This window comes from Arthrobacter sp. NPDC055138 (genome assembly GCF_053607305.1).
Map to the genome: position 1 here is coordinate 319,331 of NZ_JBSGTH010000003.1, position 25,130 is coordinate 344,460.

General features: G+C 65.3%; 27 protein-coding genes and 1 pseudogene. 13 read left to right on the forward strand and 15 right to left on the reverse strand.

The window, feature by feature from the left end; translation table 11 throughout:
- Positions 1 to 389: 389 nt before the first annotated feature.
- The 8 genes from ACWF5H_RS09615 (at position 390) to ACWF5H_RS09650 (ending at position 8,425) form a co-directional block, all read left to right on the forward strand.
- Positions 390 to 1,895, forward strand: a complete 1,506-nt coding sequence (locus tag ACWF5H_RS09615; protein WP_452036462.1) for an APC family permease — start codon at positions 390 to 392, stop codon at positions 1,893 to 1,895.
- A 65-nt stretch (positions 1,896 to 1,960) separates the two neighbouring features.
- Positions 1,961 to 3,160: a cytochrome P450 gene (locus tag ACWF5H_RS09620; RefSeq protein ID WP_452036464.1), complete on the forward strand. Its 1,200-nt coding sequence runs from the start codon at positions 1,961 to 1,963 to the stop codon at positions 3,158 to 3,160.
- A 52-nt stretch (positions 3,161 to 3,212) separates the two neighbouring features.
- On the forward strand, positions 3,213 to 3,404 hold the full coding sequence (locus ACWF5H_RS09625) for a ferredoxin (protein WP_452036466.1): 192 nt from the start codon (positions 3,213 to 3,215) through the stop codon (positions 3,402 to 3,404).
- 2 nt (positions 3,405 to 3,406) lie between these two features.
- On the forward strand, positions 3,407 to 4,657 hold the full coding sequence (locus ACWF5H_RS09630) for an NAD(P)/FAD-dependent oxidoreductase (protein ID WP_452036467.1): 1,251 nt from the start codon (positions 3,407 to 3,409) through the stop codon (positions 4,655 to 4,657).
- Between the two features lie 36 nt (positions 4,658 to 4,693).
- Positions 4,694 to 6,121 carry a glutamine synthetase family protein gene (locus ACWF5H_RS09635; protein WP_452036469.1) on the forward strand — a complete coding sequence of 476 codons (1,428 nt, stop codon included), beginning with the start codon at positions 4,694 to 4,696 and terminating at the stop codon, positions 6,119 to 6,121.
- On the forward strand, positions 6,118 to 6,849 hold the full coding sequence (locus ACWF5H_RS09640; RefSeq protein ID WP_452036471.1) for a substrate-binding periplasmic protein: 732 nt from the start codon (positions 6,118 to 6,120) through the stop codon (positions 6,847 to 6,849). Before ACWF5H_RS09635 ends, ACWF5H_RS09640 begins: the two co-directional genes overlap by 4 nt.
- The gene (locus ACWF5H_RS09645; protein ID WP_452036473.1) at positions 6,846 to 7,586 is read left to right on the forward strand and encodes a gamma-glutamyl-gamma-aminobutyrate hydrolase family protein; all 741 of its coding nucleotides are present in this window, start codon (positions 6,846 to 6,848) and stop codon (positions 7,584 to 7,586) included. The genes ACWF5H_RS09640 and ACWF5H_RS09645 overlap by 4 nt, the downstream gene beginning before the upstream one ends.
- A complete protein-coding gene (locus tag ACWF5H_RS09650) occupies positions 7,583 to 8,425 on the forward strand; it encodes a gamma-glutamyl-gamma-aminobutyrate hydrolase family protein (RefSeq protein ID WP_452036475.1) in 843 nt (280 codons plus the stop codon). The genes ACWF5H_RS09645 and ACWF5H_RS09650 overlap by 4 nt, the downstream gene beginning before the upstream one ends.
- Positions 8,426 to 8,438: 13 nt before the next feature.
- Here the strand turns inward: ACWF5H_RS09650 and ACWF5H_RS09655 are convergent, their stop codons facing one another.
- From ACWF5H_RS09655 to ACWF5H_RS09665, 3 genes are all read right to left on the reverse strand, one after another.
- Positions 8,439 to 9,155 carry a cache domain-containing protein gene (locus tag ACWF5H_RS09655; protein ID WP_364646471.1) on the reverse strand — a complete coding sequence of 239 codons (717 nt, stop codon included), beginning with the start codon at positions 9,153 to 9,155 and terminating at the stop codon, positions 8,439 to 8,441.
- A complete protein-coding gene (locus tag ACWF5H_RS09660; protein ID WP_364646474.1) occupies positions 9,152 to 9,913 on the reverse strand; it encodes a FadR/GntR family transcriptional regulator in 762 nt (253 codons plus the stop codon). The genes ACWF5H_RS09655 and ACWF5H_RS09660 overlap by 4 nt, the downstream gene beginning before the upstream one ends.
- 256 nt (positions 9,914 to 10,169) lie before the next feature.
- Positions 10,170 to 10,793: a LysE family translocator gene (locus tag ACWF5H_RS09665; protein WP_452036477.1), complete on the reverse strand. Its 624-nt coding sequence runs from the start codon at positions 10,791 to 10,793 to the stop codon at positions 10,170 to 10,172.
- Between the two features lie 115 nt (positions 10,794 to 10,908).
- Here ACWF5H_RS09665 and ACWF5H_RS09670 point away from each other — a divergent pair, with 115 nt between their 5' ends.
- Positions 10,909 to 11,364 carry an Lrp/AsnC family transcriptional regulator gene (locus tag ACWF5H_RS09670; RefSeq protein ID WP_364646479.1) on the forward strand — a complete coding sequence of 152 codons (456 nt, stop codon included), beginning with the start codon at positions 10,909 to 10,911 and terminating at the stop codon, positions 11,362 to 11,364.
- 37 nt (positions 11,365 to 11,401) lie between these two features.
- Here ACWF5H_RS09670 and ACWF5H_RS09675 read toward each other — a convergent pair whose 3' ends face one another.
- From ACWF5H_RS09675 to ACWF5H_RS09685, 3 genes are read right to left on the reverse strand one after another with little or no spacing between them, the layout of a single operon-like run.
- Complete coding sequence (locus tag ACWF5H_RS09675; protein ID WP_452036479.1) at positions 11,402 to 12,313, reverse strand: cation diffusion facilitator family transporter; 912 nt, start codon at positions 12,311 to 12,313, stop codon at positions 11,402 to 11,404.
- Entirely contained in the window at positions 12,310 to 12,687 is a 378-nt protein-coding gene (locus ACWF5H_RS09680) for an ArsR/SmtB family transcription factor (protein ID WP_452036481.1), read from the reverse strand. The genes ACWF5H_RS09675 and ACWF5H_RS09680 overlap by 4 nt, the downstream gene beginning before the upstream one ends.
- A gap of 26 nt (positions 12,688 to 12,713) precedes the next feature.
- Positions 12,714 to 14,051: an MFS transporter gene (locus ACWF5H_RS09685; RefSeq protein ID WP_452036483.1), complete on the reverse strand. Its 1,338-nt coding sequence runs from the start codon at positions 14,049 to 14,051 to the stop codon at positions 12,714 to 12,716.
- 72 nt (positions 14,052 to 14,123) lie between these two features.
- On the opposite strand from ACWF5H_RS09685, the gene ACWF5H_RS09690 reads away from it, so the two are divergent.
- The 3 genes from ACWF5H_RS09690 to ACWF5H_RS09700 all read left to right on the forward strand — a co-directional run bounded on the left by ACWF5H_RS09690 (position 14,124) and on the right by ACWF5H_RS09700 (position 15,758).
- Positions 14,124 to 14,618, forward strand: coding sequence for a winged helix-turn-helix transcriptional regulator (locus ACWF5H_RS09690; RefSeq protein WP_452036484.1), 495 nt, complete (start codon positions 14,124 to 14,126; stop codon positions 14,616 to 14,618).
- A 185-nt stretch (positions 14,619 to 14,803) separates the two neighbouring features.
- Positions 14,804 to 15,334 (forward strand): isopentenyl-diphosphate Delta-isomerase, encoded by a 531-nt coding sequence (gene idi / locus ACWF5H_RS09695; protein ID WP_364646493.1) that lies wholly within the window; start codon positions 14,804 to 14,806, stop codon positions 15,332 to 15,334.
- 43 nt (positions 15,335 to 15,377) lie between these two features.
- Positions 15,378 to 15,758 (forward strand): DUF1801 domain-containing protein, encoded by a 381-nt coding sequence (locus ACWF5H_RS09700; protein ID WP_364646496.1) that lies wholly within the window; start codon positions 15,378 to 15,380, stop codon positions 15,756 to 15,758.
- A 69-nt stretch (positions 15,759 to 15,827) separates the two neighbouring features.
- Here the strand turns inward: ACWF5H_RS09700 and ACWF5H_RS09705 are convergent, their stop codons facing one another.
- The 9 genes and pseudogenes from ACWF5H_RS09705 to ACWF5H_RS09745 form a co-directional block, all read right to left on the reverse strand.
- The gene (locus ACWF5H_RS09705) at positions 15,828 to 18,152 is read right to left on the reverse strand and encodes a putative bifunctional diguanylate cyclase/phosphodiesterase (protein ID WP_452036486.1); all 2,325 of its coding nucleotides are present in this window, start codon (positions 18,150 to 18,152) and stop codon (positions 15,828 to 15,830) included.
- 263 nt (positions 18,153 to 18,415) lie between these two features.
- Positions 18,416 to 18,754, reverse strand: a complete 339-nt coding sequence (locus tag ACWF5H_RS09710; RefSeq protein WP_452036487.1) for a PRC-barrel domain-containing protein — start codon at positions 18,752 to 18,754, stop codon at positions 18,416 to 18,418.
- Positions 18,741 to 19,115, reverse strand: a complete 375-nt coding sequence (locus ACWF5H_RS09715; RefSeq protein ID WP_452036489.1) for a hypothetical protein — start codon at positions 19,113 to 19,115, stop codon at positions 18,741 to 18,743. The genes ACWF5H_RS09710 and ACWF5H_RS09715 overlap by 14 nt, the downstream gene beginning before the upstream one ends.
- The gene (locus ACWF5H_RS09720; RefSeq protein WP_452036724.1) at positions 19,112 to 20,332 is read right to left on the reverse strand and encodes an Nramp family divalent metal transporter; all 1,221 of its coding nucleotides are present in this window, start codon (positions 20,330 to 20,332) and stop codon (positions 19,112 to 19,114) included. The genes ACWF5H_RS09715 and ACWF5H_RS09720 overlap by 4 nt, the downstream gene beginning before the upstream one ends.
- 62 nt (positions 20,333 to 20,394) lie before the next feature.
- Positions 20,395 to 20,829, reverse strand: coding sequence for a hypothetical protein (locus ACWF5H_RS09725; RefSeq protein ID WP_452036491.1), 435 nt, complete (start codon positions 20,827 to 20,829; stop codon positions 20,395 to 20,397).
- Positions 20,830 to 20,996: 167 nt separating this feature from the next.
- A pseudogene (locus tag ACWF5H_RS09730) lies at positions 20,997 to 21,524 on the reverse strand (hypothetical protein); the annotation flags it as partial.
- A gap of 51 nt (positions 21,525 to 21,575) precedes the next feature.
- Positions 21,576 to 22,064: a pyridoxamine 5'-phosphate oxidase family protein gene (locus tag ACWF5H_RS09735; protein WP_452036492.1), complete on the reverse strand. Its 489-nt coding sequence runs from the start codon at positions 22,062 to 22,064 to the stop codon at positions 21,576 to 21,578.
- A 241-nt stretch (positions 22,065 to 22,305) separates the two neighbouring features.
- A complete protein-coding gene (locus tag ACWF5H_RS09740; protein WP_364646514.1) occupies positions 22,306 to 22,791 on the reverse strand; it encodes an SRPBCC family protein in 486 nt (161 codons plus the stop codon).
- Positions 22,788 to 23,090, reverse strand: coding sequence for an ArsR/SmtB family transcription factor (locus ACWF5H_RS09745; protein ID WP_452036725.1), 303 nt, complete (start codon positions 23,088 to 23,090; stop codon positions 22,788 to 22,790). Before ACWF5H_RS09745 ends, ACWF5H_RS09740 begins: the two co-directional genes overlap by 4 nt.
- Before the next feature lie 818 nt (positions 23,091 to 23,908).
- On the opposite strand from ACWF5H_RS09745, the gene ACWF5H_RS09750 reads away from it, so the two are divergent.
- Positions 23,909 to 25,120 carry an FAD-binding oxidoreductase gene (locus ACWF5H_RS09750; protein WP_452036494.1) on the forward strand — a complete coding sequence of 404 codons (1,212 nt, stop codon included), beginning with the start codon at positions 23,909 to 23,911 and terminating at the stop codon, positions 25,118 to 25,120.
- Positions 25,121 to 25,130 lie beyond the last annotated feature (10 nt).

Here is a 25,130-nt window from a genome sequence, read left to right on the forward strand (position 1 = left end):
ACGGGTGGCCCAATGTCTGGTCGTTTCATCCAAGTGCTTCGCCGGGGGAACCCCTCCGGCCACTGCCTTCCGCCACGGTTGACCGGCGCAACTTTCTCTCCGGTGTGTCTAAAACCCTCGTAGCTGAGGCTTTTTCTGCACCGTGTCTAGGTTTCGCCCGGGAAGGCGGAAGGCCGACCTCAAGGCCTCGCAGGGCTTGTCAATAGTTTCACCGCATCCGGAGCCCCTGGTGGGAGGAGGTTTGGCCGGGAAAAGAAACCCTTGCCAAACAAAACATTCATTTGTAGGGTTTTTTCGTGATCGACATTATTGTGATCTCAATCACATGCGGAGGCAGCAAACTCCTGTGCACCGTCCACCGCACTGACTATTCGTTTTGAAGGAGCGCAATGTCAGCCGAAATGACGAGACCCGCTGAAGGTTCGGGCGTCGACGAAGACGCCGAGCACCTTGCCAGCCTTGGCTACTCGTATGAGAAGCAATTCAAGCGCGAAATGACCTTCTGGGGGAACGTATCCCTGGGCTTCACCTACTTGTCCCCGGTCGTGGGGATCTACTCGCTCTTCGCTGCCTCGCTGGGCATCGCGGGGCCACCGATGTTCTGGTCCCTCGTTATCGTGGGCCTGGGCCAACTGCTGGTCGCCACCGTGTTCGGCGAAATCGTTTCCAATTACCCGGTGGCTGGGGGTGTCTACCCATGGTCACGCCGCCTCTGGGGCCGGAAGTGGGGCTGGATGAACGGGTGGATCTACCTCTGCGCCCTACTGGCTACCATCGCGAGCGTTTCCTACGGTGCCGGTCCGTTCCTCAGCCTGCTGTTCGGCTTTGAAAGCACAGTCGACACGGTGATCATTTCCGCCCTCGTGGTCATCGCGTTGGCCACCATCTTGAACCTCGGCGGCACCAAGGTGCTGAGCAAGGTCGCCATGCTCGGCCTGCTGGCGGAACTGGGTGGCGCCATCGCCGTCGGCGTGTGGCTGCTGACCACCGCACGCGAGCACGATCTGAGCGTCCTGTTCCAGAGCTTTGGGGCAGGCGAAGGAAGCAACTACTTCATCGCCTTTGCCGCTGCCGGCCTGATCGGCATCTACCAGTATTACGGGTTCGAAGCCTGCGGCGACGTGGCCGAAGAGGTGCCGAATCCCGGAGTGCGGATCCCCAAGGCCATGCGGATGACCATCTACATCGGTGGCTTCGCCGCGATGTTCGTCTGCCTCTCCCTCATTCTGGCCGTGCCGGACTTTGGCGCCGTGATCTCCGGCGAGGACACCGACCCGATTGGCAATGTGCTGCTCTCGGCCTTCGGACCGGTTGGCTTCAAGGTGGTCCTCGGGATCGTACTGATCTCCTTCGTGTCTTGCGCGTTGAGCCTTCAGGCCGCGTCCTCGCGGCTGGCCTACTCGATGGCCCGTGACGGGATCCTCCCGGGCAGCAAGCTGCTGAGCAAGTTCAGCGAAACCCGCCACGTTCCGCCGTACGCCCTGCTGCTGGCCGGCCTGGTCCCGGCCATCATCGTCATTGGCTCCAAGGTTTCCGAAGACGCCCTGGTCACCATCATTTCGTTCGCGGCAATGGGCATGTACATGGGCTTCCAGATGGTTGTCCTGGCCTCGCTGCGGGCCAAGCTCAAGGGCTGGAAGGCCAAGGGCGCTTTCCGGCTCGGCGCCTGGGGGATCCCGGTCAACATTGCGGCCCTGACCTGGGGCGTGATCGGCATGATCAACATGGCGTGGCCGCGGACGCCCGAGGCGGGCTGGTTCGTCAACTACCTGGTGCTGATCTCCGCCGTCGGCGTGGTGGTTGTTGGCCTGATCTACATGGTCTGGAAGAAGCCCTACCTCAAGGGCGACGCACCTGCAGGAGATGCAGTCCCTGCCGGATCACTTTCCGCCTAGCGCCACAGTCCGGGCCTTCCAGCCCAGCAATCCACCTAAAGCAAGATGAGGAAAAGGTTCCAACCATGAGTACGCCCACTGTTGACATTCCGTACCTGAACATTTCGGATCCGTCGTTCGCCATGCAGTCCGAAGAACTGCGCAACGCACGCGCGGCCAACTGGTACGCGAGGACCAATTTTGGCATCGCCGTGCTGCGGTACGACGAGGTGAGCAAGCTGCTCAAGAGCCCCAAGCTCAAGCAGGGCAGTGCCCAGTGGCCCGCCCACAACGGGGTTCATGGCGGCTTGTTCTACGACTGGTGGACCAAGAATCTGCTGGTGCTGGAAGGCGAGGACCACCACCGCATCCGCCGGCTGCTCAACCCGGCGTTCTCGCCGCGGCTGATCAAGGACCTGGTTCCGCGGTTCCAGGCCCTGGCAAACGAGTTGGTAGACGCGTTCATCGACCAGGGCGAGTGCGAGTTCATCCGCGACTTCGCCGAGCCTTACGCCACCCGGGTGCTCACCATCCTGTTGGGCATTCCGGAGAGCGAATGGCCGAAGATCGCCAGGTTGGCCTCCACCGTGGGACTGGCACTCGGCGTGACCTTCAAGCGGGACCTGGACAAGGTCGAGGCGGCTGTGGCGGAGCTGTATGAATACGCCGACGAGCTGATCAGGGACCGCCAGGCCAACCCGGGGGAGGACTTCGTCAGCCGTCTGGTGCTCGCCAGCCGGGACGGTGACCGGCTCAGCGACGAGGAACTGCGCAACGCACTGGTGCTGCTGATCTTCGGTGGCATGGACACTACCCGCAACCAGTTGGGCCTGGCGATGCAGTCCTTCATCCGCAACCCGGAGCAGTGGGAGCTGCTGGCTGAGCGGCCGGAGCTGGGTGCCAAGGCTGTCGAGGAGGTCATGCGGACCAATCCGACGGTCACCTGGGTCACCCGGGAAGCAGTGGAGGATTTCACCTACCAGGACCTTTTCATCGAAAAGGGAACCACAGTCCACCTCTTCACCCAGTCCTCGGGCACCGACCCGATGGCGTTCCCCAACCCCGAAATGGACCTGCTGGGCGAACACGCGCCGCATTACGGCTTCGGCGGCGGCGTGCACCACTGCCTGGGCCACTTCGTTGCGCGGGCGGACATGAGCGAGGCCCTGCCGCTGCTTGCCAGCCGGATTGCCGACCCGCACCTGATCGGCGGAGACGAGTGGCTTCCGGATTCCGGCAACACGGGCCCCACCCGCCTGCCGATCGGCTTCACACAGCGCGGCTAGCCGGCAGGCAGCACTAGACAGCACCCCAGCACCAACAGAAAGCAGGATCCCCATGAAGACCGTTGATGTCGACCGCAGCTTGTGCGACAACCATGGCCAGTGCGCTATCGCAGCCCCGGAAGTATTCCGGATGAATCCGGACGGCGTCCTCGAATATGAGCCGACGTTTGAAGACTCGCTCCTGGACGTTGTCGAAGAAGCCATCGACGTCTGCCCTGTCCAAGCGATTTTCCTCAAGGACTGATCATGGCCCGCAGAATCGCCATCGCCGGAGCCTCGATGGGAGGTTTGCGCGCCGCCGAACAGCTACGGTCGGCGGGCTGGGAGGAGGAAATCCTCGTCATCGGCGGGGAAATCCACCCTCCGTACAACCGGCCGCCGCTATCCAAGGAGTTGCTGAAGTCTCCGGGCTCGATCCAGGAAGCCCTGGCGACGGTGACGCTGCGGCAGCGCCGCACCGCCACCGACATCGACTGGAAGCTCGGTGCGCCGGTGATGAGGGCGGACCTCACCGGCCGGAGGCTGACTTTGGCTACCGGTGAGGAGCTGGGCTACGACGGACTGGTAGTGGCCACCGGGCTGCGGCCGGCGCGGGTCCGGGTGCCGGGTCCGCTGGACGGCAGACACGTCATCCGCACCCTGGAGGACGCGCTGGGACTGCACCGGGATCTGCGGCCGGATGCCCGGATCGTTGTGATCGGTGCAGGATTCATCGGCTGCGAGGTAGCTGCCACAGCGACGCTGCTGGGTTGTCGAGTGACATTGATCGAAGGCAGCAGCGGGCCGATGCAGCGCACACTCGGCCGTGAACTCAGCACCGGCATGCGAAACTTCCTGGCCGAACGCGGGGTCGAGTGCCTCTCGGGTGAACGCGTCGCCGCGTTCACCTGGCAGGACGACGGGACCGACGGGCCGCAGCGCTGCACCGGTGTCCGCCTGACCGGTGGGAGCGAGGTACCGGCCGATGCCGTGATCGAGGCTGTCGGTTCGCAGCCTAACGTCGAGTGGCTGGCCGGCAACGGCCTGGACCTGACCGACGGCGTGCTCTGCGACGGGCATCTGCGGGTGCTCGGGACGGACCACGTGGCTGCCGTCGGTGACGTGGCGCGCTACCCGGACCGACGCGCCGGCACCGCGCCCCGCCGGGTGGAACACTGGGCCACCCCGACCGATACCGCCAAGATCGCCGCTCCCGCCCTGGTCGCGGGACTGAACGGCAGCCCAACACCGGAACCCGCGGCGCCGCTGCCCTCGTTCTGGACGGACATCTTCGGCATCCGCGTCCAAGGCGTTGGCAGCCCGGCGGTTGCCGACCGGATAGAGGTCCTGGAAGGGGACCCATTGCGGCCCGCCGACGGCGCTGCCCTGGCCTACTACCGCGGCGACCGGCTCATCGCCGCCGTCACCTCTGCACTGCCCGCCGACCGCCAGTTGCATTACCGCAAGCTCGTGACCGACGCCGGCCTGCCCGCCGGCTCCCAGTTGGCCGCCGTCTAGACGGCAGCCTGGTTACCGACCCGAAAGAAGACTGAGATGACACTGACACCCGTACGGCCGGACACGGCCGCCGTCGAGATGCACGCGGTACTGGCCGACCGCGATGCCTTCATGCGCCATCAAGAGCGCAACCTGCGCCCCGAAACGGTGCGCGAACTCGGCCGCAAGATCGAAGAAGCAGGCGTGGAATACGTCTACTACGCGCTGCCGACGATCGGCTCGCGCATGGTGGCGAAGATGGTTCCCGCCAACCACTTCCGCCGCAACTTGGAAAAGGGCATCTGCTTTCACCGCACCGCGCTGTCCGATCTGCAGAACGACCGCTACGGCAACCTGATCGGCGGCGGCATCGAGGCCCGCGAGTTCTGGGCGCTGCCGGAGCCGGACACCTTCGTGGTGCTGCCTTGGGACACCTCGGTGGCACGCATCTTCTGCACCGCCTACGAGCCCCCGCACCTGCCGGAGGTCGGGGGCCGCCTGATGCCGGTCGACACCCGCTCCCTGCTGATCCGATCACACGAGGCATTCACCGCCCGGACCGGTTTCGAGGTCCGCTCCGGAACCGAACCGGAGATGACATGGGAAGGACCCGGACTGGAGGTGGTCAAGAAGCCAGGCACCAGCCCCGCCTATCAGGTGGAGAACCTGGAGAGGATGCGTCCCATCTACAAGCAGCTGATCACCTACGCCAAGGCCATGGGCCTGGACATGATCGAGGGCGACTATGAGGACGACGGCCAGCTCGAACTGAACTGGATGTATGACCGGGTGGAAAACACTGCCGACCGGCTGGTGACCTACCGGCAGATCTGCAAGCAGGTGGCCCGCGAATTCGGCGTCACCGCCAGCTTCATGCCGAAGCCCTACAACGGACAGATGGGCAACGGCTGCCACCACAACCTGAGCCTGTGGGACGGCGACACCAACGTCATCGAGGACGCCGGGCGGGTGGAGCTTCACGTCTCGGAAACGGCGAAGCACGCCATCGGCGGCTTGCTCGCCCACGCGCCGGGCTCAATGGCGGTGATGGCTTCCACCGTAAACTCCTACAAACGGTTCTGGGACGCCGGCCAATTCGCGCCAAGCCTGGTTAACTGGGGGCTGGACAGCCGCGGCTGCCTGATCCGCATCTCCTCGAACGGCCGGATGGAGTACCGCGTCCCGGACGCCGCGGTGAACCCCTATCTGTCACACACGCTGCTGATCGCCGCGATGCAGGACGGTCTGAACCGTCAACTGGATCCGGGCCTACCCGACAGTGGAGCCGACGGCCCCGGCGGCGGCCAACTGCCGCTCACCCTGGGCGACGCCATCGACGCGTTCGTCTCGGACACCTACCTCACCGCGGCGCTGCCGGAGGACCTGGTGGCGATCTACACCCAGCTCAAGCAGGAGGAATGGGCCCGCTATTGCGGCGCCATCACCGAATGGGACCGCGAGATGTACTGGGAGACCATCCCGTGAGCGGCGTTCAGACCTTGACCCCGGGGATCCTGCGGCTGGCCTGCATCGACTCAGAGGCTCCGCCACTGTTCAGCCGCGCCGACGCCAGCGGCCAGCGGCGCGGGTACGAACCCGCGGCTGCCGAACTGGTCGCTTCGGTGATGGGCCTGCGCGTCGAGTGGGCGTGCATGCCGTGGGACGACATGCTCCCGTCCGTGCAAGACCACAAGGTCGACGCGGTCTGGTGCGGCCAAGGCATCATCCCCGAGCGCCAGGCGCTGGTGGACTTCACCAAGCCGTACGCGGTGTTCGACGAGACCGTCCTGGTGCGGAAGGGCGATCCGGCACGTGCGCCGGAGGACCTGTCCGGTTACCGCGTCGGCGCCATCGAAGGCAGCGCCAATATGCGTCTGGCCTCCACCTTCCCGGGGATCATTCCGGTGGCCTTCGGTGCCAGCGACGACGTTTTCGCCGACATGCTCGCGGCGCTGCGCAACGGTGACGTGGACGCGATGATTGACGACGACGTCGTGACCGTCCCGCTGGGGGAGGATCCTGCCTACGATGTGGCCTTCACCGCCCGGACCGGCAACCACTGGGGCATCGGCGTGGCGAAGGATAACCAGCAGCTGCTGGCCGGACTCAACGCTGCGCTGGTCACCGTGATCTCGGACGGCCGGCTGGGGGCGGCCTGGGCCGAGTGGATGCCGCACCTGCCGTTCCCCTTGGCCACCGAGGTCCGGGCATGACTCGTCCGCTGATCGGGGTGCCGGGCATGTGGTCAAGCTCGGTCCACGGCCTGCGCTACGACGGCGTCGCCGTTGCCGCCGCGGTGCTCCGCTGCATCGTCCGGGCCGGGGGTGAGCCCGTGATCATGTTTCCGGGAACCGGTGATTCTCCGGCGGAGCAGCTTGCCCGGCTGGACGGCGTCGTGCTGCCGGGCGGAGCCGACGTGGCGCCGTCGCTGTACGGAGCCGAGCCCGACGAGCACTACTGGCCCACCGACTATGACGGCCAGGACGCCTACGAGGCCGGGATCATCGAGGGCTGTCTTGCCGCGGACGTTCCGCTGCTGGCGATCTGCCGCGGGCTGCAGCTTCTGAATGTTGGTCGCGGCGGAACTCTGATCCAGCATCTGGGCCCCGGGGAGGTGCAGCACAAGGGCACAGTCCATCCGGTGCAGGTCGCCGCGGGCTCCTTGCTGGCTGAGGTCATCGGCGGCGACGCGGCGGACGTCTCCTCCTATCATCACCAGGCGATCGGCATATTAGGTGAAGGCCTGACGGTTGCCGCTAGCGCCAGGGACGGTGTGGTGGAAGCGGTGGAAGTGCCGGGTGCCCCGATGCTGGCGGTCCAGTGGCACCCGGAGGATACCGCGGAGACCAATGCCAGCGACCACGCGCTGTTCCAGTGGGTGGTGCGGGCGGCGGCACGGCGTCGTGTCGCCGTTACGGAGGGCGGACTGGCCGGGGCAGGTTCGCGGTGAGCGCCCGGCAGCTGCAGGTGCAGCCCGCACGGGTGCTGCCGTCCGGGCTTGCGGACCTGTCGGCAGACGCGCCGCGGATCGCCGTCGTGGTCTCCCTGACTTTTCCCGGCATGACAGACCAAACGCTGGAACTCATGGAGCGGTTCACTCGGACAGCCTTGGAAACCCTTGTGGCGGCGGGTGCCCGCGCCGAACTGGTGGACAGCGCGGCTGCGGACCTGCTGCCGGCCGCGGAACTGGCCGCCTACGACGGCGTGCTCTTCCTGGGCGGCGGCGACGTGGACGGCGCGCTGTACGGTCACCACGATCCGGTGCCGAATACCTACGGCGTGGACCGCCGCGCCGACGAGTACTGCCTGGAGCTGATTCGGGGTGTTCTCATGCGGGACCAGCCGATGCTGGCCATCTGCCGGGGTTCGCAGTTACTGAACGTGGCCTGCGGCGGCACCCTGATTCCGGACTTGGACCCGTGGCACCTGCATCGCGGAGGCCCGGGAAGCCCGATGTTTCTGGACGAGTCCGTCCGGCTGCTGCCCGGCTCCAAGGTGGCCGCGATCATGGGCAGCGAACGGATCACCGTGCGCTCGGGTCACCACCAGGCGGTGGGGGCGGTGGCCACCGAACTGACGGCCATAGCGGTTGCTGATGACGGCGTTGTCGAAGGGACCGAGCATCCGGGCAAGACCTGGGTGGTCGGCGTGCAGTGGCACCCGGAGGATTCGGACGGGAACGCGGTTGACCGGACAGCGTTGTTTGCCGAGTTCGTCCGCTTCAGCCGACTGGAGCAAGACCGGAGGGGAGATAACGTCTTACGGCTGGCAGACCGGGTCGACGCCTGAAGGGCTGGTCTGCCTAGTTGGTTGGGCAGATCAGCCGCAGGTTCAGGTTGGGCACGTCCAGCGGCAGGAAAGCGAAACCGTCGGGCTCGGACTTGATGCGTTCACCCACGATGAAGCGGCCCGAATTGCCCAGGATGACGCGGTTCTGGTCGTTCAGGAGGGCAGCATCGCCCGGGATTCGACGGACGATCGGAATCAGCTTGTTCTCCAGGTCCCGGATTCGGATGTCGCAGCCCGTGACGCCGATGAACCGGCCGTGAACATAAGTAGGAACGGCGCAGGTGACGATGTATTCGTCGAAGCCCAAGTAGTCCACGTACGGGCCGGAGATCGATTGGCGTCCTGTTTTCGCTGCAATCGAGAACCAAGGAAGCTTCTCGTAATCGTAGAACCGATCGCCCTCCGGGGCTAAATCAAAGCCGAATTTTTCAATACCGCCTGAATCGTTCCGGATCCACCATTCCAGCACGCCTTCGGCATCCTTGATAGCCGAAAGGGAAAATATTTCGCCGGCGCCAACGGCTATGTCGTGTGAATCCAAAAATGATGCGGCCATTTCGGCAATACCCACAATGTCGGCGGGTGATATGTTGCTGCCTGAGGAAATTCTTTCCTCTAGCTGGTTTGCCACGTCCTTCGACGACGCGTGGAGGTCCTGGTACAGCCCGTTGAGCCATGCCTCGATGGCGGCTGCGCTGTCGGCAGCCTGTGAAGTTGCTGGCGCGGTCATGAATTCTCCTGTTCTTCGCCGGCATGCGTGAGGGTCAGCTTGGTATCGATCAAGTGATACGTGTTGCGACGGATGTGTTCCAAGACCAGGCGCTGCGCCCGGTCGGGGTCGTCTTCCCGCACAGCGGTAACGATCCCCGCGTGTTCGCGGGCAGCTAGCTGCTCGTCGAATACGCCTGCCAAGGGAGTCCACAGGAGTTGTCCGACTTCGGCTTGCAGCTTGATTTCCTGACTGGTCAGCCGGGGGGATTGGGCCACCACCGCCAGTTCTATATGGAAGCGGCTATCGGCCCGCGCCTGGGTTTCCGGCGTGGTGGCTTGCTCAAGCCCGTGGGCCAGCCGTTCCAGGCGGTCCAAGTCCTTGGGGTCAGCCCGGTCGCAGGCCAGACGTGCGGCGGCCGCGCCCACCGCCGTCTGTTCGTCGCCCAGATCGCGAAGGTCGGCGATGGAGGTTTCGCGCAGGTACTGGCGCAAGTTCTCTTCCGGGGTGGCGGGGGACTTGATCACGAAAGTCCCGCCGTTTCGCCCCCGCCGGGTCTCGACGACGCCTTGCTTGCGCAGGACGGCCAGGGCATCCCGAAGGGTCGCGCCGGCAACCCCAAACATCTCCGACAGTTCCGCCTCAACAGGGAGTCGCTCTCCAACCCGGAGCATGCCTAAGGAGATTGCTGTAGAGATCCGGCGGACGATGGCTTCAGAGCGTTCCATCTCAGGCAGCGACCGATAGATCTGGGACTGCAGCGCCAGCGGTGAAGCCACGAGTTGCTCTCCTAAGGATCCGCTCAAATGCCGGGGACTTCGGTCCCATTCTCGACCACGCATATTCTACCCGCACGACCGGGGGACACCATCAATTCGAGCGCAGCTTTTAATGGGGCTTCGGCTGCGGCTGCTGAAAACCGAACTGATTGTTGGCCATTTCTCGGCTCGCACGGATAATCAGTCCGAAAGGGAAAGGCCGGCCAGTCAACTCCCGGTGAAGTTCCCAGCTGGAAATGTGGATGCGAGCGTGCTCCTAGAGCAGTTCGGCGCCCTTTTCCACCAATATGCCCAACCCGATCAGCACCATGATCAGGCCGGAAGCCTTGGCAAGGATGGCGCTGGCGCGGGGCTTCGAGCGAAGGATGCGCCGGGCCAGCAGTGCGACGGCGAAGTAGATGTAGAGGCAGTTGACCACGTGCAGTCCGCCGAGGAACAGCATCTGCGCTGCCGACGGCCAACCGGCGGGCGAGGTGAACTGCGGCAGCAGCGCCAGCAGCAGGAGCAGTCCCTTGGGGTTGATCCCGCTGACGCCGGCGCCGCGGAAAAACTGGGCGGCTGGGGCATGCCCGAGGGGAGCGTCGCTGGCGGTCACCTGGCCAGCCTTGCTGACCAGAGTGTTCACGCCCAAGTAGATCAAATACGCCGAGCCGGCGATGGTCAGCACGGTGAGCGACATCGGGTGCTGCGTGACCAAGGCGCCCGCTCCAACGGCGATGATGCAGACCACCACCGCATAGCCGAACGCCATTCCCAGCACCGACGGGGCCACCGAGGGCGCCCGCAGGCCAGCGCCGATGGCATATGCCCAGTCCGCCCCCGGCGTGAGCGCTAGCAGCAGCGCCACCACCCAAAACTGGAGGACCAGCGACATATCCATGGAGCTTCTTCTTTCCCGCGACCTTTGCCAACAGCCGTAAATGCTACGCCGAAATCGGTGAAATGTTCTGCGCTTCTCCTGCCTGATTGCCGGTTTTTGTGAAACAATTACCGGCGTGGATGCATTAAGCCGGGAGATTCTTTCACTGCTCCAAGACGACGGGCGGATGAGTGCCACCGACCTTGCCAGTCGGGTGGGGCTGAGCCTCTCCTCGTGCCATCGAAGGCTGAAGGATCTCGAACAGTCGGGAGCGATCGAACGCTACCGCGCCGTCGTGTCTCCGGAGGCCGTTGGGCTCCACTTTGAGGCGATTCTCTTCGTGACCTTGGGACGCACCGATCTGGAGACCATCGCCGCCTTCGAGGCTGCCGTCACCGCCGTGCCGAACATCGTCGATGCCCAGCGGCTGTTCGGAGAGATCGACTACATGCTGAGGGTCCTGACCCGCGATCTGGCCGCCTATCAAGTGCTCTATGACACCGCGCTCGGCGGCCTGCCCGGCGTCCAGCGGCTCACATCGACCATGGTGATGAAGCGCTTCGGCCCGATCGGCACCGTGCCGATCCCGTAGCGGGCAGCCGCCTGCGCTGCTTGGCAGCCGCGGGCAGTCAGTCGTGCGCCGGGTGTTCGTGCTCCAGATGCCCGGCAGGTTCCAGCTGGAAGGTGGAGTGTTCCACGCTGACCACGAAGTGCTCGGCGACGCACTGCTGGAGCTGGTCCAGCACCTGCGGGGCGTGGCCATCCACGAAGCAGGAATCCTCAATCACCACATGCGCGCTGAGCACCGGGATGTTCGATGAGATCCGCGACGCGTGCAGGTCGTGCACGGCCAGCACGTGCGGCACTCCCAGGATGTGCTGGCGGACGTCCTCCAGATCGAGGCCCTTCGGCACGGTTTCCAGCAGGATGCTGCCGGCTTCCCGCAGGATCTTGATGGTCCGCGGCACAATCAGCAGCGCAATCAGCATGGCGGCCAAGGCATCTGCCTGCGTCCACCCGGTGGTGGCGATAACGACCGCGCTGATAATCACGGCCACCGAGCCGAGGGCATCGTTGACCACCTCGAGGAACGCCGCCCGCAGGTTGAGGTTGGCATTGCGGCCGGCGCTGAGCACCAGCATGGACGCAATGTTTCCCAGCAGGCCGATGATGCCGAAAACCAGCAGGCCGTCCGCGTTGACTTCCGGCGGGGCGAACAGCCGCTGGACACCTTCGACCAGCGCGTAGATACCCACCGCCAGCAGGATCGCGGCCTGCGCGCCCGCTGCCAGCACTTCCATCCGGAGGTAACCCCAGGTCCGGCGCGGCGTATGCGGGCGGACCATGAGCGATGCGGCCATCAGCGCGATCAGGAGGCCGCCCGCGTCGGTCAGCATGTGTCCGGCGTCCACCAGCAGCGCAAGGCTGCCGGTGATGAAGGCGCCGATCACTTCGGCAATCAGGATGGTTGCCGTGATGGCGAAGGCTATGGCCAGCCGGCCGCGGTGGGTCGGCCCGGCATGATGGTGGTGGCCGCTCATGCAGACGCCTCCGTCCCGGAACGGCTCCCGGCAACAGTGGGGCACAGTTCGACGGCGTAGCCCGTCGCCTCAAGCAAACGCTCCGCGGCGGATAGTGCTGCCAGCAGTTCGGGCTCGGTGGTGAGCGAGTACAGCGAAGCCCGTCCCACCGGGCGCGAGGTGACCAGGCCGCAGTCGTTCAGGCACGCCAGGTGTGCGCTGACCGTGGACTGGGCCAGCCCCAGATGCTCGGTCAGGTCCCGGACCTTGTGCTCGCCGGTGGTCAAGTGCTGCAGGATGGTCAGGCGGGTGGGGTCGGAAAGGCTGTGGAATAGGGCAGCCGCCGGCGCCAGGTCTCCGGTTCGGTCGACAGTCCGCTCTCGCTGCATCGTCATACGGCGATGATATCGGTCATATGGGTCTACCGTCGAACCTCTGGGGTTGTTTCCTTCTCGTCAGCGGTCAAGGCCGTGATTCGTGTGTTGGCGCGAGTGCGCTTGACGACGATGGAGAGGATGGCGGCCAGCACGCACATGGCGGCGCCACCCCACCACGCGTAGGTATAGGTGCCGAAGACGTCGCGGATCACGCCTGCCCCCAGCGCGGCGGCCGCAGCGCCGATCTGGTGCGCGGCGAACACCCAGCCGAAGACGATGGTGCCGCGGTCGCCGAAGATCTCGCGGCACAGCGCGGCGGTGGGCGGGACCGTCGCGACCCAGTCGAGACCGTAGACCACGATGAACAGAATCATGCTGGGGTGCACGGATTCCGCCAAGAGCCAGGGGAGCATCAGCAGGCCGGCTCCGCGGAACACGTAGTAGGCGACAAGGAGTTTGCGCGGGTCGAACTTGTCCGTGAGCCAACCGGAGGCGATGGTGCCGGCTATGTCGAAGATGCCGACGACGGCCAGCAGGCCGGCGGCCGTGGTGGTGGGCATGCCGTGGTCGTGTGCGGAGGGGATGAAGTGGATGCCGATGAGTCCGTTCGTGGTTGCGCCGCAGATCGCGAACGCAATCGCCAGAGCCCAGAACGAGCGTTGCCGGGCCGCGTAGGCAAGGCCTTCGAACGCCCGCCGGGACGCGCCGCCGACGGCACGTGCCGGACGGACGTATGACGCTGCTTCGGCGCCGTAGGGAAGGACGCCGCGGTCTTCGGGGTAATCGCGCATCACCAGGCAGACGGCAGGGACGGCTATGAGTGCCGCGGCCGCAACCAGAAGGGACGCGGCTCGCCACCCCACCCCTTCGGCCAGGGCGGCAACGGGCGGAAGGAAGACGAGCTGGCCGGTTGCGGAGCCCGCGGTGAGGATGCCCATGACCAGTCCGCGGCGCCGGACGAACCATCTGTTGGCAATGGTCGCGGCGAACACCAACGCCATCGAACCGGTGCCCAGGCCGATCAGCAATCCCCAGAAGACCAGCAGCTGCCACGAAGCGGTCATGAATACGCTGCCACCAGCACCCAATGCCACCATTGCCAGCGCCGTCGCGACGACGCGGCGGATGCCGAACCGGTCCATCAAGGCGGCAGCGAACGGTGCGGTCAACCCGTAGAGCAAGAGGTTCACGCTCACCGCCAGCGACATAGCACTCGTTGACCAGCCGAACTCGTGGTGCAGCGGCATCATCAGTGCACCCGGCGCTGCTCGGAAGCCGGCGGCACTGAGGAGCGCGAGGAACGCCACCGCGGCGACCCACCATGCCGGGTGGATGCGGAAGCGCTTGGGCGGGTGGAGTGGGCCGGGTAAGGGGCGCGCCATGAGCTGACTTTCTTGAAGGAAGCTATACTGTCAGCAGCAGTGTAATCGAGGAATCGACGGGAAGGGAACGACATGCCGCTTCGATCCGACTGGTCAGCTGAACTGTGTCCGATCCGGCGCTCACTCGACGTTCTGGGTGATCCGTGGGTCCTGCTGATCGTTCGCGACGTCCTTCATGGGCGCGGACGGTTCGACTCGCTACGGGACAACCTGCGTGTCTCCGAGGCTGTGCTCAGCCGTCGGCTCCGCTCCATGCTGGATGCCGGCCTGCTGGTCCGCGTCGACTACCGTGACGGCGGCCGCACCCGTCAGGGGTACGCCGCCACCGCGGCAGCGGCAGAACTACTGCCGGTGCTGCAGCAACTCGCCCTCTGGGGCGAACGGCATACCGACATGCCCGCCGGCGGAGGACACATGACCATGATCCACGAGGCCTGCGGCAACGAAACCACCCAGGCGGAGAGCTGCAGTGTGTGCGGGGGAGTCTTGGTCCCGGAGGAGATGGCTTGGGTGAAACCCTGGAAGAACGCCCGGGATAAGCTTCAACCGGCCGGCGTGCTCGTCTGAAATCAGCGGGATGGACCTATGTAGGTGACGTCAGGTTTCCCGACGGGAGGGCTCTTGGAACGGGTGGAGACGGCACAACTCGAATTCGGGTCCGTCCGCTGCGCCCGTAAGATGGCGGACATGACGACGATTGACCGCTGTGCGGGGTTCTTTCGCAGGCAGCGGCCTGCAGTTGGCAGGCGAACATGACGGTCAACGGCGCTGAGCAGGTAGTACTGCTGGACGAGAATCTGAAGCCGTCCGGCGTGGCCGACAAGGCCGCAATCCACACAGGGGAGACGCCACTGCACTTAGCGTTCTCCTGCCACATTTCCGATGCCGAAGGACGGGTGCTGGTCACCCGCCGCGCGTTGAACAAGTTGACTTGGCCGGGCGTATGGACCAACTCCGCCTGCGGGCATCCTGCACCGGGGGAGCAGATGGCCGACGCCGTGCGGCGCCGCGTGCGCTACGAGCTGGGGCTGGAACTCGAAGACCTGAAGCTGGTGCTGCCGGACTTCCGCTACCGGGCGGTGGACGCCTCCGGAGTGGTCGAGAACGAGTTCTGCCCTGTCTACACCGCGCTGGCAGTGGGTGAACCCGATCCGAGGGATGACGAAGTAGCCGAGTACCGCTGGGTGCTCCCGTCGGATTTGCAGACAGCCGCAACTGCTGCGCCCTGGGCGTTCAGCCCATGGATCGTGCTGCAACTGAAGGCCTTGGAGCAATTGCAGTAGCTTCGTCGTAGGAGAAACCACCAGCCACTAGAGGAGCCGTGTGATGGCAGCTGAATCCAAAGCCAGCGAGAAGCAGAAGAAAAAGGCAGCAGCCGATGAGGCAGCAGTGCTGTCAAAGATCGCGGAGATGCCGATGCCGGACCGCGACATGGCGGAGCGCCTGCACAACATCGTGACTACGGCAGCGCCGGAGCTGCTGCCCAAGCTGTGGTACGGCCAGCCCGCCTACGCCAAAGCCGGGAAGGTTGTCTGTTTCTTCCGCAGCGGGCAGGGAGACAAAGTGCGGTACTCCACGTTCGGATTCAACGAGGACGCGAACCTCGATGAGAATGATGGCATGTGGCCCACGTCGTACGCCCTGTCGAAGCTGAGCGAAGCCGGGGAAGCCAAGATCGCCGAGCTAGTCAGGCAAGCCGCGAGCTGAGCCGGGCTCCGCCGTCCCTAGTCAACGACGGCGGGGTGGGACGGCGAGCTGAGCCGGGCTCCGCCGTCGTTAGTCGACCATGGCGGGGTGCGCAAGCCTCGCCGATGCCGGACGCGCAGCCTTACCGGAAGTTTCCAGCCGGGCGATGAGCTCATCCGGCCACATGGGCCGGCCGAAGTAGAAGCCCTGCACGTTCAGGTTCGGGCAGCCGGCCAGCCATTCCACGGCCTCTTCGGTCTCGATGCCCTCGATCACCACATCAGCCTTCAGCGCGGTGAACATGGCGATCAGGTGGCTGACCACGATGTTCCGGGCGCTGCCGTCGTGCCCGCTGACCAGCGCGCGGTCCACCTTGACGATGTCGAAGGCGAACTCGGTCAGCGAGTTCATGGACGAATAGCCGGAGCCGAAGTCGTCCACGGCGATCTTGAAGCCCTCGCTGCGCAGCTGGGCCAGCATGATCCGGCACTCCTCGGTCATGGTGTCCAGCGAGTTCTCGGTCAACTCAATGATGACGTTCAATTCCGGCGCCTCGGCGCGCATCCGGCGTAGCCGATCCACCACGGTGGAGCCCGGGGTGAGCTGGCCCAGCTCCACGTTGACGGAGATCGAGCGCAGGTCGCTGATCTCGCACACCCGCTCCATCGCGGCGGCCGCACCGTCGATGATCTGAATGGTCAGCTCGTTGAGCAGGCCCAGCCGGTTCGCTTCCTCCACCAATTGGTCCGGCGGAATGTTGCCCAGCTCCTCGTCTTCGTAGCGGGCCAGCGTCTCGAAACCCACAATCGCGTCCAGATCCAGCGCGATAATGGGCTGCAGCGCCACCCGCAGCCGGTGCCGCCGGATGCCGCGTTCCACGGCCACGGTCAGGCTGGTTTCGGAACCGGAACCGGAACCGGTGCGCCCGCCCTCACGCAGCCGCTGCTGCAGGCGCTTGGCCCCGTACATGCAGGCGTCGGCGTTCCTTAGCAGCTCCTCGATGTCCTTTGCCGGGCGGCCGGAGTAGGCCACGCCGATGCTTGCTTTGACCTGCACAGTACTGCCGCGGGCGGTGAGCGGCCGGGAGATCGTGGCAGCAATGCGCTCGGCCGCCACGCGGGCGTCCGCCTCGGTGCCAACGTCGCGGAGCACGACGACGAATTCGTCGCCGCCGATGCGCGCAGCGACGTCTTCCTGACGGATCTCCGACCGGATGCGCTGCGCGGTGGCGGTCAGCAGCAGGTCGCCCACGTCGTGGCCGTGCTGGTCGTTGACGGACTTGAACTCGTCCAGATCAAGATAGACGACGGCGATGGCCTCGCCGGGTTCCCTGCCGGTGTTAATCTCGGCCAACCGGTGCCAGAGCGTGCGCCGGTTGCCCAGGCCGGTCAAGGCGTCCGTGTCCGCCTGCAGCCGCAGTTCGTGCACCAGTTCGTCGTGCCGGACCATAATGCTGCCCACGTGCGCCAGCGCGTCGAGCACCTGCTCGTCTTCTTCGGTGAACTGGGCGCCGCCGTTCCGTGAGGCCACCAGATAGTTGTCGCCGTCGTCCCAGCGGCGCATCCGGACGCCGATTTCCTTGTCCGCCGGAGCCTCGGGCTGCAGCGTCACGTTGTCCGCCCGCACGGAGGCGCTGGCGGCGGCGAGCAAGGTTTTGTCGAGTCCATCCGGATTCCAGGGCAGCTCCAGCGAAGCGTCCACCAGTCCGGTGAGGCGGCGGCGCAGGTCCCGGTTGCGCAGCCAGCCGGTCACGGCCAGCGCCAGGACGGAGGAGAAGACCAGAAAGAACGCTTGGACGCCCTCGCGGTGGAACTGTATCGCGGCGTGCTGCCCGGCCAGGCAGAGGAGAAGATTGATGGCCAGCGTGCCGAGCGCGGGCGGCCAGCCGATGCCGTTGCGGAACGTGCTGCGCCGATTCGACGACGTGGTGAACGCGCCCTCGACCGCAATCGCCGTGAGGAAGAAAGCAAGCCAGCCGGCCACCAGCGCGACCGGCCAGAAGATGCCGGCTGCCTGGGCATCCTGGAATACCGCCACCAGGATGGCGGAGGCAAGCAGGCGGCTGATGAACCAATACAGGTCCGCCCACCGGAACCGCCGGAACACCACCCGCGTGGCCAGCAGCCCCACTCCCACCACCGCCACGGTCTGATGAAGTGGCGCGGTCAGGTCGTTGCAGGCAATGACCACGGCGGTCATCGCCGCAGTGGTCTGGCGCCGCATCAAGGGCGTATCCACGCGGAGGTGCCAGGCCAGGACCAGGACCACCACGGAAATAGCCGCCACCAGGCTGAAGCGGGGCGGCGCGACGAATGAGGCGGCAACTACCTGCACTAGTACCAGCAGCCCCGCGGCGGAAATGCCGGCGATGGCAGCCCACGACAAGGCGACCGCCGCTTTGGTGGTGGCCGTCATGATACTGCCGGCATGCCGTTCCCCCACTTCTGCCGTCTGATGCTTTCGTTTCACCAATGGTAGCTGTGATATGCAAGCTATCAACGCTGACTCTCCGCGGCGATGCCGGTGATCGCACTGCGTCCGGGTTTGCCGCCGGCATCGACACATGCCGCCAGGTATTGGCGCACCGGTGATCGACCAAGGCCCGTCCGGGTTTGCTGCCGGTGATCGACCAAGGCCGCTTGCGGCCGCGTGGAGATCCGGCCGCGTGGAAATCCTGCCTAACTCAACCGGACGTCGTGGCGGGTGAATCCCGCGCGGAGGTGCACGCCGTCGTCCTCAATGCTGTGCAGGTCCTCCCACAGCACCAGGAACGAGCCGCGGTGCCGCCATCGCTCCAGTTTCGCGATGGGCCACGGCGCGTTGAGGTCGCGCCGCTCATACCCCAGGTAGGACCCGCGCGAATGGGGGCTGACCAGCAGGCCCACCAGTCGTGCCTGGGCCAGCGATGCCTCCGCCTGCGGCGGCCCGTCGAGCGCGAACCGGGCGTCGATCACCCGCCCCAACCGAGCGCCGGCGTGGTCGAACACCTTCGCCGTCAGCAGGTCACTCAGGATCATGGCGGCCTCCCGGAATCCGGCCGATGATCCGCTGCTGCACCCAGCGCTCGGTCCAGAGCACGTCCAGGTTCTCGCCGCGGACGTTCAGCCGCAGCGCGGTGCCCAGTTCCGCTACGTGCTTCCAGCGGATCCGGTTCAGCCGGGAGGACGGCGGGCGGCCGCCGAACATGCGCGTGCCGAGCACCGAGCCGGCCAGCAGGTTGGTGATCACCGGTGCGGGCGTGCCCGCTGGGATGCGGCCGGACGGGATGTCGGAGAGTTCAATATCGTCCGCCACGGTGACCGGCATCTTGTCCACGTCCAAAACCTGCCGGTCCAGCAGATGCATGACGGCGTCGAACATTTTGCCTGCGGGGATCATGCGCCGGCTCCCGACAGGACCATCAGCGGGATGGCGGCGATGGCGGCCAGCAGGATGATCACCATGAACACGATCGCCGCGAAGTTCAGTACCCTGCCGTTCACATGCTCGCCCATGTATTCGGGGTCATTGGCCACAATCAGGATGGGGATATAGGTCAGCGGCAGCGCTACCGCGGAGAACACCACGGAGAACTCGGTGACCTTGATCGGATCCACGCCGGTGGCCAACACGCCCATGCCCACCAGCAAGCACAGGATCATCACCAAGTGGAACCGCGCTGCGCGCACCGGACGCCGGAACTTTCCCCAGGACCAGCCGAAGAACTGCGAGAGCGTGTAGCCGCTGGAGAGCGTGGTTTCCAGCGCCGCCCCGAAGGTTGCCGCCAGCACTCCCACAATCACGAACGCCAGCGCCAACTTCCCGCCGGCCTCGGCCACAGGCAGCACCACTTGGGATAGCGAGGTCACGCCGATTCCCGCCGGCAACAGCACGACGGCGGCGCACGCGGCGATGGCGATGGACAAAAACCCGCCCAGCGGGAAGCCCACCAGCACGTTCAGCCTCGACTGGGACAGGTCCTTCACCGTCCACTTCTCCTCCACCGCGCCCGAGGAGAAGAAGAACACCTCGTACGGCGTCATCGCCGCGCCGAACAGCGCCACCGCGTAGTACCAGTACGTCGCCGGAGCCTCGCCTTCCGGCACTGCCGGATGCGTGGCCTGGGTGAACAGGTGGTTCCAGTCCGGGTTCAGCAGGAACAGGGCCACCGCGAACACAATCAGCGTCAGGCCCAGCAGACCGGTCACGTTCTCCAGGATCTTGAACTTCACCCGCCACACCACCAGCCACACGGCGAATCCGGCCACCGGCACCCACGCCAGGTAGTGCACGCTGCTGGCCAACTGCAGCGCCAGCGCCACGCCGCCCACCTCCGCCGTGAGCGTCATCAGGTTGATGAAGAACGATGCCAGCAGGTTCAGCAGCGACGCCCGCGGTCCCAGCCGTTCGCGGATGATCTCGAACGTGGCCCGGCCGCTCACCGCCGCCACCCGGCCGGACATCTGCGCGAAAATGCAGATGCCCACCACGCCCAGCACCGTCACCCAGACCAGGCTGAGCCCAAAGCGGGATCCGACGACGGCGTTGGTCACCAGGTCGCCGATGTCCACGAAGCCGCCGATGGCGGTCAGGATGCCGAGCGCGACGCCGAGGATGCTGAGATTGGCCGACGACTTGCCCGTGGCCTGGTCCGCAACGGAACCGGCGTCCTTGCCGCTCACGGCTTGAGCTCCTTGCCCAGTTCCGCCAGCTCCGCCGCCTGCGCCTGCAGTTGGTCCACCGCGGCCTGGTAGGCGGAGTCGTCTCCGGTTTCCTGCGCCACCTCGGCGCTGTGCAGACTGCGGAGAGCCTTGTCCAGGTTCTTTAGCACGTTCTGCTGCAGCGCCAGATCGCCGGGCGTCTTCGGCGTCAGCTCGGCGGCACTTTTGTAGGCCGCCGAGCTCTGGGCCACCATGTCGCCGAGGGTGGTCTGCGCAAGCGCGTCCGTGGCCTTGCCCTCGGTTTCCAGCCGCAGCACCATGGCCGCCGATCCCGCTGCCGCCGATGCCTCCTTGGCGGACTGTCCCAGCGGTTCGGCCAGCCCGGTGCTGCAGCCCGTCACGAGCAGCAGGGGAGCGGTGACCCCCGCCAGCGCCCTCATCTTTCGGTGCAAGCGTCCCTCACTTAGTGCTTCAGCAGCCCCCCGAGGAAGCTGGTGGGCCGTTGCATCTCGTTGTGCTTCAGCAGGCCGCCGAGGAAGGCGGCGGGCCGTTGCATTTCGCTGTGCTTCAGCAGGCTCTCAAGGAAGGCGGCGGGCCGTTGCATCTCGCCGTGCTTCAGCAGACCCTCAAGGAAGGTGACGGGCCGCTGCATCTCGCCGTGTTTGGCGCCCAGCACGATGACTGCGCCGGCGAAGACGGGGATGGTCCACTGCAGCGCCTTGAGCTGCACCTGAGCGGATTTCAGCTCCGGCGACGCCGCGGGAGAGGGTTCGGTTGCCCCCTGGGCTCCTTCCTCGGACAGCCGTTCCACCTTCTTGCCCAGCATCCCGGCGTAAAGGGTCACCGCCGCACCCGCCAAGGTGACGGCGCTCTTGATGACGGTGTACCGCATGACCCCTTCCTGTTTGAGCATCCTGCCCTTATTGCCCATCAGCAGGGGTACTCCGGAAGCAAGGTGCCCTGCGAATGCGGCGGTCTGGACCGGAGCCCATTTCATCCACCCGGCGCTGGACAGTCGGGTGCGTTCGCGCGGGTCCTTGGCGGCAGCGGCCGCTCCGTTAAGGCCCACGGCGCCCATCAGCGAACCGCCGAACCAGGCGGCAGCGGTGAGGTCGTGCACAGAACGGGCCAAGAGATTTCCGGACATTGCTGACTCCTTTAGTGTGTGTGCGGTGGGTGCCGTGCGGTCGGAGCCGCACTAAAGGTCGACGACGTCGTTCTTGCCGATGTCGTCAGCTTTCTTGCCGGTGACCATGCCTTTGGCCAGCTTGAAGAGCGTGAGGACCTTGGGTGAATCCGGCCTCCAATATTCGGCCGTGTGCGCCTCGACGTGAATCAACGCCACCGCCGGGTCGTCCTTGCCGTGCTCGAACCAGGGTTCCAGCGAGGGACCCCACAGATCGTCAATTTTCGCCTTGTCGCGGACGATCCGGGCCGTCCCCGAGAGGGACAGATAACCGTCCGAGCCGCTGACCGAAACGTTGACGTGCGGGTTGCCGCGGATTTCGTCGGCTTTGGGCGAGGGATCCTGCGTCACGAACCACAGGTCGCCGTCGAACTCGGCTTCCTGCAGTGCCAACGGGCGGCTGAACAACTGACCGCTGGCATTGACCGTGGTCAGGATGCAGATATCCGCGTCCTTCAGGATCTTGGCGACTTCCGTGCGTCCTTCATCATCGTTGGCCATGGAACCACCTTCCGTCTCGGGTGCAGGGGATCCTCAGCATACTTTCTAATCTGGAGGACGCCAATGGTCGGAGGCTGACGACTGTCCAGGCGGAGGTGCGGCCGCAGGTCGCGAGAAGGGCACGGCGAGGGGTGCAGCGAAGACGCAGCGAAGGGGATAGCGAAGGGGCCGCGAAGGCCACGCCGAAGAGGCCGGAGCCCGCGGGTCCCGGCCCCTTTGCCGACCTGATTCTGTCCTGCTTTTACGCGGTCCGGACGCCGGCGAGCAGTTCGTCCAGCCGTTCGTAGCCCTCGCTCATACCGCCTTCCATTCCGGATTGCGCCATGCCGTCGCGTGCCTCGAGTGTGGGGTAGACCGAGTGGCCGATCAGCTTGCAGCGCCCGTTGCCGAGGTCCTCGAACGTCATGAACTCGATGCTGACAACATCCGGATAACCGCCAAATTCGAAGGTCTGGATGGCAAACTCGTTGTCGCGGACGGTGTGGAAGACGCCGGTGAAGGCGTACTGAACGCCGTCGGGGCCGGTGTGCAGATAGCGATAGCTGCCGCCGGAGCGGAAGTCGTAATGGTCGATGTCCATCTTCATTCCGCGTGGACCCAGCCACTGCTTGATCAACTCCGGGTCCTTGTGTGCGCGGAAGACCTCGGCGACTGGATAGTCGAACTCTCGTTCGGTCTCGATGAACGGGACGCCGTCCGGGACGGAGACTTTGAGTGCGTTGCTCATGATTTGTCCTTGGATAGGTGGTTGAGCACGGCATCCAGCCCGCGGTACTGCGCCTCGCGGACCAATCTGTATTGGTCGATCCATGCCGTGAGCGTCTCGAGCCGTGCGGCGTTCAGGTGGACGGGCCGACGCTGGGCATCCCGGGTGCGGGTGACCAGTTCCGCCTGCTCGAGGACCTGGATGTGCTTCGAGACCGCCTGCTTGGTGATCTCGAAGGGCTCGGCCAGTTCGTTGACCGTTGCCGGTCCGCGGCTGAGCCGGGCGATGATGCGGCGGCGAGCCGGATCTGCCAGGGCCATGAAGGCCCGATCCAGAAGTGCCTCGTCGCTGCGATCTGTCACTGTATTCAACTCTTCCCTTGATCAACCTTTCGGTTGATTACAACTTACTCTTGGGTTGCAGGCGCGGTCAAGGGCTGGCAGGCGTGCTGCCAGGCCCTGGCAATAGATCGTGCGGAAGGCCGCCGTGAGCTGCATCGTCTACGACGGAACAGGGTCCAAGCCGCGCAGCCGAGGACCGGGCACGACCTAGTTGCGAACGGCTGGAGCAAAACCGGCGGCGATCCTGCCCAGTCGGCATCGCGAGGGCCTCATCGCGGTCCCCGGGAATGACGTTTGGGAGCCCGGTGGGGCCTCGGTCCAGTGGGCCGCCGGGCTGCCCGCAGTCTCACCGGAGTTCCGGTTCCTCCACCGACACCCGGAGTAGGCGGAAGGAGTGCAACCCCCGCTATTTCCGGGGCTACCTTCTTTCTGGCCCGTCGGTAAGCTGCTAAGCCGGAAGTGTGGCGGCGGCGCGATGCAACGGGTCTGTCGATCCGCCGCTTGGGGCCGAACACCAGCACCACAAAGGGGACGAAGGCGAGTACGACGTCGGTAACAAAAAGGGTGACTTCCATGGCGCGCTCCTACCCTTGGCATCAGGGTAAGCGCCGATTTGTCGGCACGCAATGGGGAATTTTAAGAGGCGGGAAGCCATCGTAAGGAATACCGTCAGCCGGGCTGGCCAAGGGGTAGGACGGCGCAAATTTCAGTAGGTTTAGAGGCCGCCGGGGGTGGCATTTTCTCTGCAGTCCGAGAAAGGTGGGAGTTGTCGGGGACAACCGGAAGGAGCAGCGACGATGCTGTCAGATACGTCCACACCCATCATCAAGGCAACCCTCCCCGTGGTAGGGGAGAACATCCAGGAGATTGCCCAGCGGTTCTACCGGCACATGTTTGAGGAACGGCCGGAACTGTTGGACGGCCTTTTCAACCGGGGCAACCAAGCCGACGGGAAGCAGCAGCAAGCGCTGGCCGGTTCCATCGCCGCATTTGCCACCACGCTGATCGAAAAGCCGGACGACCTGCCGGACCACCTGCTGTCGCGCATCGCGCATAAACACGTCTCGCTGGGCCTGCGGCCGGACCAGTACCAAATTGTCCACGACAATCTGATGTGGGCCATCGGCGACGTTCTGGGGGAGGCGGTGACTCCGCCGGTCGCGGCGGCCTGGGATGAGGTTTACTGGCTGATGGCGAACTTGCTGATCAATAAGGAACGCGGACTTTACGACGCCGTGCATCTGGGACCAGACGAAGTCTGGCGCACCTGGCGGGTGGCGGAACGGATCCAGGAAACGCCGGACGTGGTGACCTTTGTGGTGGAGCGGACCGACGCGCGGGACGTGAAGCCGTCGTTGCCGGGCCAGTACGTCACGCTGAAAGCAAGAATGTCCGACGGCGTTCACCAGCCCCGGCAGTACTCTCTGACGCGGGCCGATGATGGCCAGCATCGGCAGTTCTCGGTCAAACGTGTGCACGGCGACAGCGGCAAGCCGGACGGGGAGGTCTCGACCTGGCTGCACCGCGACGCGCAGGTAGGAGACGAAGTAGTCCTTTCCGCTCCCTTCGGCGACGTGGTGTTGGAGTACTCGGACCGTCCGATCGTGTTCGCCAGCGCCGGCATCGGCATCACTCCCATGGCAGGAATGCTGTCGCACCTGGTCCAGTCCGAATCGCAGCGCACGGTGGTCCTGCTGCACGCGGACCATTCCGAAGAGACGTTTGCGCTGCACGAACAGGTCACGGCGGATTTGGCGAAACTGCCCTATGCCTCGATGGGCACCTGGTACGAGCAGCCTGGCGAACGGACCCAGCAGGTGGAAGGTGTGCAGGTGGGTTTTATGGACCTGACCAACACCGAGCTGCCCACCGACGCCGAGTTTTATCTCTGCGGCCCGCTGGTCTTCATGAAGGCCGTGCGGAGCGCCCTTATTGCCCGAGGGATTCCCGCCAAGGACATTCAGTACGAAGTGTTCGGCCCGGACCTCTGGCTGGCCGACTTCGAATAGCCGACAGCCC

Bases quoted from the DNA above. Each gene is read 5' to 3' on its own strand.
- ACWF5H_RS09615 (WP_452036462.1), top strand. From the start codon at position 390: ATGTCAGCCGAAATGACGAGACCCGCTGAAGGTTCGGGCGTCGACGAA.
- ACWF5H_RS09620 (WP_452036464.1), top strand. From the start codon at position 1,961: ATGAGTACGCCCACTGTTGACATTCCGTACCTGAACATTTCGGATCCG.
- ACWF5H_RS09625 (WP_452036466.1), top strand. From the start codon at position 3,213: ATGAAGACCGTTGATGTCGACCGCAGCTTGTGCGACAACCATGGCCAG.
- ACWF5H_RS09630 (WP_452036467.1), top strand. From the start codon at position 3,407: ATGGCCCGCAGAATCGCCATCGCCGGAGCCTCGATGGGAGGTTTGCGC.
- ACWF5H_RS09635 (WP_452036469.1), top strand. From the start codon at position 4,694: ATGACACTGACACCCGTACGGCCGGACACGGCCGCCGTCGAGATGCAC.
- ACWF5H_RS09645 (WP_452036473.1), top strand. From the start codon at position 6,846: ATGACTCGTCCGCTGATCGGGGTGCCGGGCATGTGGTCAAGCTCGGTC.
- ACWF5H_RS09655 (WP_364646471.1), bottom strand. From the start codon at position 9,155: ATGACCGCGCCAGCAACTTCACAGGCTGCCGACAGCGCAGCCGCCATC.
- ACWF5H_RS09665 (WP_452036477.1), bottom strand. From the start codon at position 10,793: ATGGATATGTCGCTGGTCCTCCAGTTTTGGGTGGTGGCGCTGCTGCTA.
- ACWF5H_RS09675 (WP_452036479.1), bottom strand. From the start codon at position 12,313: ATGAGCGGCCACCACCATCATGCCGGGCCGACCCACCGCGGCCGGCTG.
- ACWF5H_RS09680 (WP_452036481.1), bottom strand. From the start codon at position 12,687: ATGACGATGCAGCGAGAGCGGACTGTCGACCGAACCGGAGACCTGGCG.
- ACWF5H_RS09685 (WP_452036483.1), bottom strand. From the start codon at position 14,051: ATGGCGCGCCCCTTACCCGGCCCACTCCACCCGCCCAAGCGCTTCCGC.
- ACWF5H_RS09690 (WP_452036484.1), top strand. From the start codon at position 14,124: ATGCCGCTTCGATCCGACTGGTCAGCTGAACTGTGTCCGATCCGGCGC.
- idi (WP_364646493.1), top strand. From the start codon at position 14,804: ATGACGGTCAACGGCGCTGAGCAGGTAGTACTGCTGGACGAGAATCTG.
- ACWF5H_RS09700 (WP_364646496.1), top strand. From the start codon at position 15,378: ATGGCAGCTGAATCCAAAGCCAGCGAGAAGCAGAAGAAAAAGGCAGCA.
- ACWF5H_RS09705 (WP_452036486.1), bottom strand. From the start codon at position 18,152: ATGACGGCCACCACCAAAGCGGCGGTCGCCTTGTCGTGGGCTGCCATC.
- ACWF5H_RS09710 (WP_452036487.1), bottom strand. From the start codon at position 18,754: ATGATCCTGAGTGACCTGCTGACGGCGAAGGTGTTCGACCACGCCGGC.
- ACWF5H_RS09715 (WP_452036489.1), bottom strand. From the start codon at position 19,115: ATGATCCCCGCAGGCAAAATGTTCGACGCCGTCATGCATCTGCTGGAC.
- ACWF5H_RS09735 (WP_452036492.1), bottom strand. From the start codon at position 22,064: ATGGCCAACGATGATGAAGGACGCACGGAAGTCGCCAAGATCCTGAAG.
- ACWF5H_RS09740 (WP_364646514.1), bottom strand. From the start codon at position 22,791: ATGAGCAACGCACTCAAAGTCTCCGTCCCGGACGGCGTCCCGTTCATC.
- ACWF5H_RS09745 (WP_452036725.1), bottom strand. From the start codon at position 23,090: ATGGCCCTGGCAGATCCGGCTCGCCGCCGCATCATCGCCCGGCTCAGC.
- ACWF5H_RS09750 (WP_452036494.1), top strand. From the start codon at position 23,909: ATGCTGTCAGATACGTCCACACCCATCATCAAGGCAACCCTCCCCGTG.